Origin of the sequence: Bradyrhizobium genomosp. III (assembly GCF_000261705.1) — a bacterium.
Taxonomy (GTDB): domain Bacteria; phylum Pseudomonadota; class Alphaproteobacteria; order Rhizobiales; family Xanthobacteraceae; genus Bradyrhizobium; species Bradyrhizobium ottawaense.
This window is the reverse complement of record NZ_AJQF01000379.1, coordinates 1-11,970: the sequence shown is the minus strand read 5'-3', so window position 1 is coordinate 11,970 and position 11,970 is coordinate 1. Positions and strand designations below refer to the sequence as shown.

The following is an 11,970-nucleotide window of genomic DNA, read 5'->3' as shown; positions in this document are numbered from 1 at the left end:
GACTCAAGCGGGTCATGGGTGGCTCGAGACTTCCTTGCCCAGCCCGTCGTAGCTGGGGGCTTCCTCCGCCGCCTTGGCGGCCTTGTCCGCTGAATACGATCCGCGCTCCGGACTTGCCAGCCAGATCGCTCCGCCGACGAGCCCGATGATCACGCTGATGGCGCCCAGCAGCAGCGAAACCGACAGCGCCTCCTCGGAAGGGACACCCGCCAGACCGAGGCAGGCGACCATCGCCCCCTCGCGAACACCCCACCCGCTGATCGAGATCGGGACCGCCGTCAACAGCACCACGGGCGGAATCAGGATGCCGGCGTCCACCACCGAAAGCTGTGCTCCGACACCGCGCGCCAGGGCGAAGCAAGCCGCCGCGGTCACGAGATGGATGAGCAGCGCCGACCCGAACAGCAAAGCACGGCGCTCGGACTGCAGCAGGAGAAACCTGACCAGCGCTCCGAACCGGACGAAGCTTGCGATCGCCGGATGGGCGGTGAGGCGCTTGGGCAGACGGTCGAGCGTCAACAGAACCACGGTGCCAGCGACGCCGGCCAGCGTCAGCCCGCCGATGGCCAGGATCGCGGCCTGATCGGACACGCGCGACAACAGGAACGGCAATCCGGCCACCATCAGCGCGATCAGCCCGATCAATGCCGTGAAACGGTCGGCTGCAACGCCCTTGACCGCCTCCGGCCACTGCACGCCGCGCTGGCGCAGCAGCCACATCCGCACCGCATCACCGCCGACCGAGGACGGCAACACCTGATTGAACCAGAGGCTGATCATGAGGATCCGCCAGCCCGCGAGCCAGTCCAGCGACACGCCGAGCGCGCGCATGATCAGCTCCCACCGGCCGTTGAGCACGAAGGTCTGGAAGAAGATCAGCGCCAGCGCCAGGACGAACAGCAAAGGATCGACCGAGACGAGATGGCTGCGCAACCGCTGCAGATCGAGACCGCGCGCGATGTAGACCAGGACGGCAATCGACAGCAGCAGCTTTACCGAAAACAGGGCCGCCTGTTTGAACCGCGACTGCATCGGATGCCCGCCTCAGGATGCCGGATATTCCGCGCGACCGATCACGAGATCGATCGCGGCCATCATCCAGAACTGGTGCGTGGTCTCGACAATGTTGTAGCTGCGGCTATCGACGAAGAAATTGACGTCGCCGAGATTGCGCAGCGGATTGTCCGCATTCATGCCCGACAGCGTGATCACATCGAGCTTCATCGTCCGCGCCTGCGCAACCGCGTTGAGAATGTTCTTCGAGCGCCCCGAGGAGCTGATCGCGACGAGGCAGTCGCCGGCACGCGCGCTCAGCCGCACGGCGTGCGCGATCCAGTCCTCGAATCCGTAATCGTTGGCAAGGCACGACATCATGCTCGCGTCGCTGAAGCAGAGCGCAGGCACCGATGCGTTCTTCGCCAGATCGATCGCCAGATGCGAAGCGATGCCGGCCGAGCCGCCATTGCCGATGAAGATGACGCGGCCGCCCTGCTCGCGCGCGCGCAACCATGTGGCGCGGGTGGCGGAGATTGCGGCGAAAGCGCCGTCGTCGATCGCCGTCGCGCGGTGGAGGCGCCCCACGTAATCGTCAAGGAAAGCCTTGTGATCGGGATCGACGGACACGGCGGGCATGGGCTGGCGGCTCGATTGCAACATGACCGGGTGATACCGGCTATTACCAAGGATTGCAAAGGTATAATACTTGCAAAGTCGGCGAGCGGCTGGTAGTCGGCTTTCGGGTTTCACTCAACATTGGCGGGCCTGTTTCGCTGGGCATTCGCGTCACGGATGTTCCTCATGAAATGCATCGTTACTGGCGGCGCCGGCTTCATTGGAAGTCACCTCGTCGATCGTCTCCTCGACGACGGCCACGAGGTCATCGCGCTCGATAATTTCGTGATCGGTCGCCCCGAAAATCTGGCCGCACGCGCCGGTTCGAGCCAGTTGAAAGTCGTCCGGGCCGACGTCACCGATCTCGAGTCGATCAAGCCGTATTTCCACGGTATCGACTGGGTCTTCCATCTGGCGGCGCTGGCCGACATCGTTCCCTCGATCGAGTCCCCGATCCCGTATCATCGCGCCAATGTCGACGGCACGGTCAACGTCCTCGAAGCGGCGCGGCACGCGGGCGCCAAGCGCTTCGTCTACGCCGCCTCGTCGTCCTGTTACGGCATTCCCGACGTCTATCCGACGCCGGAGAGCGCCGAGATCCGGCCGATGTATCCCTACGCGCTTACCAAGAATCTCGGCGAGCAGTGCGTCATGCACTGGTGCCAGGTCTACAAACTGCCTGCGGTCGCGCTGCGCCTGTTCAACGTGTACGGGCCGCGCCATCGCACCACCGGCACCTACGGCGCCGTGTTCGGGGTGTTCATGGCGCAGAAGCTTGCCGGAAAGCCCTTCACGGTGGTCGGCGACGGCGAGCAGACGCGCGATTTCACCTTCGTCAGCGACGTCGCGGACGCCTTCGTCACCGCCGCGCGCTCCGATGTCTCGCACGAGATATTCAACGTCGGCTCGGACAACACCTACAGCGTCAACCGGCTGGTCGAGCTTCTCGGCGGCGACAAGGTCCATATTCCCAAGCGTCCGGGCGAGCCCGATTGCACCTACGCCGACATCACCAAAATCAAACGGGTCCTGAACTGGACGCCGAAGGTGAAATTCGAGGACGGCGTCGCGACGATGCTGAAGTCGATGGATCAGTACAAGGACGCGCCCTTGTGGACGGTCGACAAGATCGCCGACGCCACCAAGGACTGGTTCAAATATCTCGGTGACGACGACGGCTCACCGCAGAAGGCAAGCTCTTGAACAGGCTCGCCGGATATCGTTGCTGCGAGTCGATCATTTCAGGCCGGCCATCTGAGACCTGCCGGCGCTTTGGGTAATCCACATGGGTAATGCTGCGACAGACAAGCCGACCGGCCATCCGGCACCGCACGACAAGATCAGGACGATCGAGGAACTGGGCGAGATTGCTCGCGCCGCGCAGGCCAAGGGCCTGACCGTCGCGCTCTGCCACGGCGTGTTCGATCTGGTGCATCTCGGCCACGTCCGGCACATCCTGGCGGCGCGCAACGAGGCCGACGTGGTCATCGTGACCATCACCGCCGACCGTTTCGTCAACAAGGGCCCGGGACGGCCGATCTTTCCGGAAAACATGCGCGCCGAGATGCTGGCCGCGCTCGGCACGGTCGACTGGGTCGGCATCAACCGGACCTCCAGCGCCGAGCCGGTCCTCGATACCGTGCGCCCCGACACCTACGTGAAGGGCTCGGACTACGAGAATCCCGAGGATGACGTCACCGGCAAGATCGCCACCGAGCGCGAGGCCGTCGAACGTCATGGCGGACGGATCGTCTTCACGCGCGACGTCACCTTCAGCTCGTCGTCGCTGCTGAACCGCTATTTCGACATCTACGATCCCCCCCTGCGCGACTACCTCCAGAAGGTACGCGAAGGTGGCGGCGCCGAACGCCTGCTGAAGCTGATCGACAAGATCCAGGACATGCACGTCGTGCTGGTCGGCGATACCATCATCGACGAATACCAGTACGTCACGGCGCTCGGGAAGGCTTCGAAGGAGAACATTGTCGCCACTCTGCTCAAGAATGGCGAGCAATTTGCCGGCGGCGTCATTGCCGCGGCCAATCACGTGGCGAGCTTCTGCAAGTCGGTGGAGATCGTCACGACGCTGGGCGGCAACGACTACCCCGAGGAGTTCATTCGCGCGCATGTCCGCCCGAATGTCACGCTGACGCCGATCCGCATTCAGGGCCGACCGACGACCCGCAAATTGCGGTACGTCGAGATGGGCTATCTGCACAAGCTCTTCGAAGTCTACACCATGGACGACACGCCGCTCGACGAGGCCGAGCGCAAGGAGATCGACCGAATCACCGCCGAGCGCGTTCGTGGCGGAGACGTGGTGATCGTCACCGATTTCGGTCACGGCATGATCGCGTCCAGCACCATCGACACGCTCATCGCGAACTCCAAGTTCCTGGCGGTCAACGCCCAGAGCAACAGCGGAAACCACGGCTACAATCTGATCACGAAATATCCGCGGGCCGACTACGTCTGCATCGACGCGCCGGAAGCGCGGCTGGCCGCGACCGACAAGTTCAGCGACATCGCGTCGGTGATCGAGAATCGCCTGCACGGCAAGATCGATTGCGACAACATGATCATCACGCACGGCTCCTTCGGCTGCTACCCCTTCTCGTCGAAGACCGGCGTCGCGCGCGTGCCCGCTTTCACCAAGACCGTCGTCGACACGGTCGGCGCCGGCGATGCCTTCCTGACGATCACGGCGCCGCTGGTGGCGGCCGGCGGCAATATCGAGGACGTCGCCTTCATCGGCAACGCGGCAGGCGCGATCAAGGTCGGCATCGTCGGTCACCGCAACTCGGTCGAAAAGGCGCCGCTGGTCAAATTCGTCACCGCGTTGTTGAAGTAACGCGAACCGGAAATCTGGAGAACGACAGTGATTGATCAGAAATGGAACGTGATGGTCACCGGCGGCGCCGGCTATGTCGGCAGCGTGCTGGTTCCCCAGTTGCTGGCAGCGGGCCACAAGGTCACGGTGCTCGACCTGTTCATGTATGGCGAATCCGTCTTCGACGCGGTTCGCAACAATCCGAACCTTCGCCTGATCAAGGGCGACATCCGCGATGAGGCCGCGATCAACGAGGCCCTGCGCGGCAACAATGCGGTGATCCACCTCGCCTGCATCTCCAACGATCCCTCGTTCGAGCTCGATCCGGGGCTCGGCAAGTCCATCAACTACGACTGCTTCCGTCCGATGGTGCGCGCCGCGAAGAAGGCCGGCATCAAGCGCTTCATCTACGCCTCCTCCTCGAGCGTCTACGGCATCAAGGACGAGGCCGAGGTGACCGAGGAACTGTCCTGCGAGCCGCTCACGGACTACTCCAAGTTCAAGGCGATGTGCGAGACCGACCTCGCCGAAGAGGCCGCGGCCGGCTTCGTCACCTGCACGGTTCGTCCCGCCACCGTCTGCGGCTATGCACCGCGGCAGCGGCTCGACGTCGTGGTCAACATCCTGACCAACCTCGCGGTCAACACCGGCCGCATCCGCGTGTTCGGCGGAACGCAGAAGCGGCCCAATCTGCACATCGAGGACATGTCGGCGGCCTATCTGTTCCTGCTGCAGCAGGATGACGCGAAGATCGACGGCAAGACCTACAATATCGGCTACGAGAACCACTCGCTGATGAAGATCGCCGACATCGTCAAATCGGTGGTCGGAAACAACGTCGAGGTCGCCGTCGAGCCGACCGACGATCTGCGCTCCTACCACGTCTCCTCGGAGAAGATCCGCCGCGAACTCGGATTTGCACCGACGCACACGATCGAGCAGGCCGTGTCCGGCCTCGTGGACGCCTTCAGGTCCGGCCGCCTGCCGAACTCGCTCAACGATCCCCGGTATTTCAACATCAAGATGATGCAGAACATCAGCCTGAAGTGAGCGGCGTGCGGATCGGCATCGATTTCGACAACACGATCATCTGCTACGACAAGGTCTTTGCCGCCGCGGCGCGTCAGCGCGACCTGGTGCCGGAGGGCTGGGAGGGGCTGAAGAACGATGTGCGGGATCTCTTGCGATCCCGCACGGGTGGCGAGCTCGCCTGGCAAGGCCTGCAAGGCTTCGTCTACGGCAAGGGCATTGGCGGCGCCGAAATCTATCCGGGCGTGCGCGAATTCCTCGCGGCGTGCAGACAGGCCGGCGCCAGGGTGTACATCGTCAGCCACAAGACCCGATTCGGTCATCAGGACCCCGACCATACCGACCTGCGCGAGGCCGCACGCGGCTGGCTGCGTGGCGCCGGCCTCATCGACGCTGCGGAGGCGGCAGTGGCCAGCGGCGATGTTTATTTCGAGGACACGATGGCGGCCAAGGTCGACAGGCTCGCGAGCCTGGAGCTGGACATCTTCATCGACGATCTCGTCGAGGTCTTCGAGCAGCCGCATTTCCCGAAGGACACGCGATCGATCCTGTTCACGCGTTCGCAGTCCCCGCACCCCGAACATTGCACGCCGATCGCGACATGGGCCGGCATCCGCGACGAGGTGTTTGCGGCATGAGCGAGCCCGACATCAGCGCAGCGGATGCGATCTCGATCGGCAGCCGCCTTGCCGGAGCAACGGTCGCGGCCGCCCACCCGGCGCGGTCCGGCGGCAACAACAGGGTGTTTCGGCTGGAGATGGCGGAGGGTCCACCCCTCGCCCTCAAGCATTATCCGTCCGACGGGCGCGACCGGCTGGGACAGGAATATGACGCGCTGACGTTTCTGTCGCGCCATGGGATTACATCGACGCCGCGGCCGATTGCAAAGGACGCGGATGCGTTCTGCGCGCTGTATCAATGGTTCGACGGTGACGCGGCGGTGCTGCGTCCCCGGGACGACGATGCCGACCAGCTGGCCGATTTCCTGATCGAATTGCAGAAGCTGCGCGACGCCGAAGGTGCGCAGACCTTGCGCAATGCGTCAGCCAGCATCTTTTCACCCGAGGAAGCCATCGCCCAGTACGAGCAGCGCCTCGACGGGTTGACGCGCGAGTCGCAGGATCACCCCGAGCTGCGTACGTTCATCGACGGCAGCCTGGTTCCCAGCACGGCCGTCGCCATCCAAAGGCTCCGCCAACGTTATGCGGAACTGGGGCGGGATCCCGCAGCGGACCTTCTGCCCGCGCATCGCGCATTGAGCCCGTCCGATTTCGGACTGCACAACGCGCTGCGCGGCGAAGACGGCCGCCTGCGCTTCATCGACTTCGAATATTTCGGCTGGGACGATCCGGTCAAACTGCTGTCCGATACCGCGATCCACCCCGGCAGCGATCTGCCCGCAACAAGCGCGAATCGCCTCATCGAACGCCTCACGCAAGCCTTTGCGGCTAGGGATGACGCGTTTGCGATCCGCCGTGACGTACTGTATCCTGTGTTCGGGGCGATCTGGTGCCTGATTGTCCTGAATGCCTATTTGCCCGAAAGCCGCTCCCGGCGCGCCTTGGCTGCGCAAGGTGGCGATCTGACGGTCCGCCTTGCCGGTCAGCTCGACAAAGCACGCCGGCTTCATCAAACGATTTGCCAACGTGATCCAGATCTCACCCCACGCTGAAGCCGCCCTCACCTGCACGCTGGACGAGCGCAGTCTCTATTTGCGCCGCCTGGTCCTTGGTTCTGTTCGCTCCGCAGGACGCGGCCATGTCGGTCCGGCCCTGTCGCTGATCGAAATGGTCCGCGTGCTCTACGACGACATCCTGCGGATCGATCCGAACAACCCGCGCGATCCGGAACGCGACCGCGCGATCCTCAGCAAGGGGCACGGGTGCCTGGCGCTCTACGCGCTGCTCGCCGATCGCGGCTTCTTCCCGCTGTCGGAGCTCGACGGCTTTTGCGGCTCCGACAGTATCTTGGGCGGACATCCCGAATACGGCATGGTGCCGGGTGTCGAGGCGTCGACCGGCGCGCTCGGACACGGCCTGTCGATCGGCGTCGGCCTTGCGCTCGCCGCCCGCATGCGCGAGCGCAATTACCGGACCTTCGTGCTGCTCGGCGACGGCGAGATCAACGAAGGATCGGTGTGGGAGGCCGCCATGGGCGCGGCCAAGCACGGGCTCGACAACCTCGTCGCGATGATCGACTACAACAAGCTTCAGAGCTACGGCCCCACCGACTACGTGCTGCCGCTGGAGCCGCTTGCGGACAAATGGCGCAGCTTCGGCTTTGCCGTGCAGGAGCTCAACGGCCACGACGTCGGCGCCCTGCGCACCGTCCTGAAGCAGGTCCCGGCCGTACCGGGCAAGCCCACCGCGGTGATCTGCCATACCGTCAAGGGCAAGGGTCTGCCGCCCGCAGAATCCAACGCCGATTGGCATCACAAGAACAAGCTGTCCGACAGTGAGCTCGACGCCATCCGCGTCGCCGTCGGCGATTTTTGATCGGCTCCCCATGCGCAACACCGCGATGAACATGGTCCACAAGCTCGCCGCGCGCGACGAGCGTGTGCTTTACATCGGCTCCGATCCCGGCGCCGGCACGCTGCGTGCGATGAGCAAGGAGTTTCCCAAGCGCCATCTGATCGAGGGCATTTCGGAAGCGCACATCATCGGCATGTCGGCCGGCCTCGCGATGGAAGGCTTCGTGCCTTACGTCAATACCATCGCGACCTTCCTCACCCGCCGCTGCTACGAGCAGGTGGCCGTCGATCTCTGTTTGCACAATCTGCCGGTGCGGCTGATCGCCAATGGCGGCGGGCTCGTCTACGCGCCGCTCGGCCCCACCCACCAGGCGATCGAGGACATCGCCATCATGAGGGCGCTGCCGAACATGACGGTGGTCTGCCCATGCGACGCCGACGAGGCCGCGCGCATGATGGACAAGACGCTCGACTGGACCGGACCAATCTACATCCGGCTCGGCAAGGGCGGTGATGCCATCGTCTCGAAGGCCGAGCACGGCTTCGAGATCGGCAAGGCCATCCTGATGCGCCCGCCGGGCGACGTCCTCATGGTGACCACCGGCATCATGCTCCAGCGCGCCATCGCCGCAGCCGACCTGCTGGCCGCGCAAGGCATTCGCGCCGGCATCCTGCATATGCATACGGTGAAGCCGCTCGACACCGAAGCGCTACTGCAAGCGATCCGCGGCATCAAGCTCGTGGCAACGCTGGAGGAGCACGTGCCCTCCGGCGGCCTCGGCAGTGCGGTTGCGGAGACGCTGATCGACAAGCTCGGCTCCGGCCTGCCCGCGATGCTGCGGCTGTCGCTGCCGGACCGCTTCATGCACAATTACGGCTCGCAGGACTCGCTGCTGAAGAAGCACGGCCTCGCGCCCAACGCCATTGCGACCTCGATCGAGCACGCGCTCGCGGCGTCGCGCACCTCCGCTCCTCAACTCCATTCCACCTGACGGGTCACATGTACGACGTTCGATATTCCTATCTGCTCGAGCAATTCTCCGACCCCGCCCCGATCCTGGCCGAGATCGGCCGGCTGGTCGCGACCGGTGACTTCACCCTTGGCAAGCCCGTCGCCGAATTCGAGAAGCGCTTTGCCGAACTGATCGGCGTGCGTCACGCCATCGGCGTCGGATCCGGCACCGACGCACTCAAGCTGCCGCTCAAGGCGCTCGGCATCGGCCATGGCGACGAGGTCATCACCGCCGCCAACACCTTCATCGCCACCGTCGGCGCGATCGCGGAAACCGGCGCCACCCCGGTGCTGGTCGACTGCGACGATTCCTTCTGCATGAACGTCGACCAGGTCGAAGCCGCCATCACCAAGAAGACCAAGGCGATCATGCCGGTTCAGTTGACCGGCGAGGTCACCGACATGGGCAAGCTGATGGCGATCGCGCAGCGCCATAACCTTCCCGTCGTCGAGGACGCCTGCCAGGGCATCCTCTCGGAGTTTGCGGGAAAGCGCTCCGGCACCCACGGCATCGCCGCCGGCTTCTCCCTGCATCCGCTCAAGAACCTCAACGTCTGGGGCGATGCCGGCGTCGTCGTCACCAATGACGACGGCATGAACGAGAAGCTCCGCCTGATCCGCAACCACGGCATGAAGAACCGCGACGAGATCGCGATCCTCGGCTGCAATTCGCGGCTCGATTCCCTGCAGGCCGTCGTCGGCAACTGGCTGATCGGCCAGACCAGCGAGATCACGCGGCGCCGAATCGAGAACGCGGCCTATTACGACGCGGGCCTTGCCGGCCTGCCCGGCCTGCGCGTTCCGCCGCGCCGGCCCAACGTGAAGCACGTCTACCATCTCTACATGGTGTTCGCCGAACGCCGCGACGAGCTCTACCAATACTGCCTGGACAACGGCATCGAGGCCAAGATCCACTATCCGATCCCGCTGTATCAGCAGGAAGGCCTCAAGCATCTCGGCTACGCGCCCGGCACCTTCCCGGTCACCGATCGCCACGCCAAGGAAGTCATCAGCTTCCCCGTCGACCAGCATCTGACGCGCGCACAGCAGGACCGCGTCATCGAGACCGTCAGGAAGTTCTGCCATGGACGCTGACACCGGCCGCCGGCGCATCGGTTACGTCAATCTTCCCGCCCAGTTCGAGGAAGAGCGCACCGAGATCATGCAGGCGGTGGAAGGCGTATTCCAGCGCGGCGATTTCATCGGCGGGGCGGCGGTCGGAAAGCTCGAGGAGGAATTGTCCGCCTATCTCGGCTCGCCCCATGTCGTGACGCTGAATTCCGGCACCGACGCGCTGATCCTTTCCTTGCGGGCGCTCGACATCGGTCCCGGCGACGAGGTGATCACCCCGCCGAATTCGTTCGTGGCCTCGACCGCCGCGATCATCGCGGTCGGCGCCACGCCTGTCTTTGCGGACGTGCTGCCGGACCAGAACATCGATCCGGCCGCGGTCGAGGCGGCCGTCACGCCGCGCACCAAGGCGATCATGCCGGTACACCTGACCGGGCGCATGGCCGACATGACCCCGCTGATGGCGATCGCGGACAAGCACGCGCTCGCCGTGATCGAGGACAGCGCCCAGGCGGTCGGCTCGACCTATGACGGGCGGATGAGCGGCACCATCGGCACGTTCGGTTGCTTCTCCGCCCACCCCTTGAAGAATCTCAACGCCGCGGGCGATGCCGGCTTCCTCGTCACTGCCGACGCCGAGCTCGCCGCAAGAATCCGCCGGCTGCGCAATCACGGCCTCATCAACCGCAGTGACGTCCAGGAGTGGGGCATCGTATCACGGCTCGACACGCTGCAGGCCGAGGTGCTGCGCATTCGCCTGCGTCACCTGCCCTCCGTGATCGAGCGTCGGCGGCGCAACGCCGCGCAATACCGCGCCGAGCTCGCAGGGCTTCCTCTGTTCATTCCGCCCTGCCGCAACATCGAGTTCAACACCTTCCACACCTTCGTGGTGCAGACCGACCGCCGCAACGACTTCCAGACATATCTGGCCGACAAGGGCATCGAGACCGCGATCCATTATCCGGTCCCGATCCATTTGCAGCCGGCGGCGGCGCATCTGGGTCAAGGCCGCGGCGCGTTCCCGGTGACCGAGCGGCAGGCAGACCAGATCCTCACGCTTCCCATCAACCAGTTCCTGTCGGCCGCCGATATCAGCTATATCTGCGCGACCGCCCGGGAGTATTTTGCATGACGGATACGGACTTCCTTCAGGCCGATGAGCAGGCGCTGGCGCAGCGCTTCATCGACAACGGCTTCGTCACCACGCCGGCCGACGATCGCGCAGGCCTCGACCGCATCCAGCGGCGCGCCGCTGAACTCGCGGCGGACTATCTCAAGCTGCCGCACAGCAACGATCCCTATGCGATGCTGGACAGCATCCACACCCGGGTGAGCGTGGACGATCTCAACGGCCTGCGGCTGCACGTCTTCAACGGCCTCAACGCCGAGCCGTGGTTCCGGCCGACTTATTTCCGCCTGGCGCGTTCGACGATCGAGACCATCGTCGGCAACGAGCTCTGCATGCAGCGCCGCGTCAATCTCAGCATCCAGATGCCCGGCGACGATTCTTCGCTGCTCGCCACCCATTCCGATGTCTGGTCGGGCGACTCGCCGTTCGAGGTCGTGGTGTGGGTGCCGCTGGTGGACGTCCACCACACCAAGGCGATGTATCTGCTGCCGCCGTCGCTGAACGGCGATATGCAGGACCGGATGGCAAGCCTGCGCAGCGCCGAGGAGCTGTACAAGACGATCAAGCCGCACGCGACCTTCATCGAGATCCCCTACGGTCACGTGATGCTGTTCAACCAGACCCTGATGCACGGCAATCGCGTCAACGAGGAGCCCGGCACGCGCTGGAGCATGAACTGCCGCTTCAAGAGCATCATGTCCCCCTACGCGGATAAGCGCTTCGGCGAGTTCTTCGAACCGATCCTGCTGCGCCCGGCGACGCGGGTCGGCATGCAATACAAGCTCCCAGGGGGCTTCCATGGCTGAGCGAGCCGG

12 protein-coding genes are annotated in these 11,970 nt (G+C 64.4%); 10 read left to right on the top strand and 2 right to left on the bottom strand.

The window, feature by feature from the left end:
- Positions 1-12: 12 nt before the first annotated feature.
- Complete coding sequence (locus IC66_RS0130540) at positions 13-1,032, bottom strand: lysylphosphatidylglycerol synthase transmembrane domain-containing protein (protein ID WP_028141016.1); 1,020 nt, start codon at positions 1,030-1,032, stop codon at positions 13-15.
- 12 nt (positions 1,033-1,044) lie between these two features.
- Positions 1,045-1,632, bottom strand: a complete 588-nt coding sequence (locus tag IC66_RS0130535) for an SIS domain-containing protein (protein ID WP_240536482.1) — start codon at positions 1,630-1,632, stop codon at positions 1,045-1,047.
- Between the two features lie 165 nt (positions 1,633-1,797).
- Between IC66_RS0130535 and IC66_RS0130530 the strand changes: the two genes are divergently transcribed.
- The 10 genes from IC66_RS0130530 to IC66_RS0130485 all read left to right on the top strand — a co-directional run bounded on the left by IC66_RS0130530 (position 1,798) and on the right by IC66_RS0130485 (position 11,961).
- Entirely contained in the window at positions 1,798-2,814 is a 1,017-nt protein-coding gene (locus IC66_RS0130530; RefSeq protein ID WP_028141018.1) for an SDR family oxidoreductase, read from the top strand.
- 82 nt (positions 2,815-2,896) lie between these two features.
- The gene (locus IC66_RS0130525) at positions 2,897-4,462 is read left to right on the top strand and encodes a PfkB family carbohydrate kinase (RefSeq protein WP_028141019.1); all 1,566 of its coding nucleotides are present in this window, start codon (positions 2,897-2,899) and stop codon (positions 4,460-4,462) included.
- 27 nt (positions 4,463-4,489) lie between these two features.
- Entirely contained in the window at positions 4,490-5,491 is a 1,002-nt protein-coding gene (locus IC66_RS0130520) for an NAD-dependent epimerase/dehydratase family protein (RefSeq protein ID WP_028141020.1), read from the top strand.
- Positions 5,488-6,108, top strand: coding sequence for a haloacid dehalogenase-like hydrolase (locus tag IC66_RS0130515; RefSeq protein ID WP_028141021.1), 621 nt, complete (start codon positions 5,488-5,490; stop codon positions 6,106-6,108). The genes IC66_RS0130520 and IC66_RS0130515 overlap by 4 nt, the downstream gene beginning before the upstream one ends.
- Complete coding sequence (locus IC66_RS0130510; RefSeq protein WP_049806676.1) at positions 6,105-7,142, top strand: aminoglycoside phosphotransferase family protein; 1,038 nt, start codon at positions 6,105-6,107, stop codon at positions 7,140-7,142. Before IC66_RS0130515 ends, IC66_RS0130510 begins: the two co-directional genes overlap by 4 nt.
- On the top strand, positions 7,117-7,965 hold the full coding sequence (locus IC66_RS0130505; RefSeq protein WP_080670094.1) for a transketolase: 849 nt from the start codon (positions 7,117-7,119) through the stop codon (positions 7,963-7,965). The genes IC66_RS0130510 and IC66_RS0130505 overlap by 26 nt, the downstream gene beginning before the upstream one ends.
- Positions 7,966-7,975: 10 nt before the next feature.
- Positions 7,976-8,935 (top strand): transketolase family protein, encoded by a 960-nt coding sequence (locus IC66_RS0130500; RefSeq protein WP_028141024.1) that lies wholly within the window; start codon positions 7,976-7,978, stop codon positions 8,933-8,935.
- An 8-nt stretch (positions 8,936-8,943) separates the two neighbouring features.
- Positions 8,944-10,050, top strand: coding sequence for a DegT/DnrJ/EryC1/StrS family aminotransferase (locus IC66_RS0130495; RefSeq protein ID WP_028141025.1), 1,107 nt, complete (start codon positions 8,944-8,946; stop codon positions 10,048-10,050).
- The gene (locus IC66_RS0130490) at positions 10,040-11,158 is read left to right on the top strand and encodes a DegT/DnrJ/EryC1/StrS family aminotransferase (RefSeq protein WP_038950202.1); all 1,119 of its coding nucleotides are present in this window, start codon (positions 10,040-10,042) and stop codon (positions 11,156-11,158) included. Before IC66_RS0130495 ends, IC66_RS0130490 begins: the two co-directional genes overlap by 11 nt.
- On the top strand, positions 11,155-11,961 hold the full coding sequence (locus IC66_RS0130485) for a sporadic carbohydrate cluster 2OG-Fe(II) oxygenase (RefSeq protein ID WP_018322239.1): 807 nt from the start codon (positions 11,155-11,157) through the stop codon (positions 11,959-11,961). The genes IC66_RS0130490 and IC66_RS0130485 overlap by 4 nt, the downstream gene beginning before the upstream one ends.
- The last annotated feature ends 9 nt before the right edge of the window (positions 11,962-11,970 follow it).

Excerpts from the sequence above, each read along its gene's own strand:
- IC66_RS0130540 (WP_028141016.1), bottom strand. The coding sequence starts at position 1,032 with ATGCAGTCGCGGTTCAAACAGGCGGCCCTGTTTTCGGTAAAGCTGCTG.
- IC66_RS0130535 (WP_240536482.1), bottom strand. The coding sequence starts at position 1,632 with ATGCCCGCCGTGTCCGTCGATCCCGATCACAAGGCTTTCCTTGACGAT.
- IC66_RS0130530 (WP_028141018.1), top strand. The coding sequence starts at position 1,798 with ATGAAATGCATCGTTACTGGCGGCGCCGGCTTCATTGGAAGTCACCTC.
- IC66_RS0130525 (WP_028141019.1), top strand. The coding sequence starts at position 2,897 with ATGGGTAATGCTGCGACAGACAAGCCGACCGGCCATCCGGCACCGCAC.
- IC66_RS0130510 (WP_049806676.1), top strand. The coding sequence starts at position 6,105 with ATGAGCGAGCCCGACATCAGCGCAGCGGATGCGATCTCGATCGGCAGC.
- IC66_RS0130500 (WP_028141024.1), top strand. The coding sequence starts at position 7,976 with ATGCGCAACACCGCGATGAACATGGTCCACAAGCTCGCCGCGCGCGAC.
- IC66_RS0130495 (WP_028141025.1), top strand. The coding sequence starts at position 8,944 with ATGTACGACGTTCGATATTCCTATCTGCTCGAGCAATTCTCCGACCCC.
- IC66_RS0130490 (WP_038950202.1), top strand. The coding sequence starts at position 10,040 with ATGGACGCTGACACCGGCCGCCGGCGCATCGGTTACGTCAATCTTCCC.
- IC66_RS0130485 (WP_018322239.1), top strand. The coding sequence starts at position 11,155 with ATGACGGATACGGACTTCCTTCAGGCCGATGAGCAGGCGCTGGCGCAG.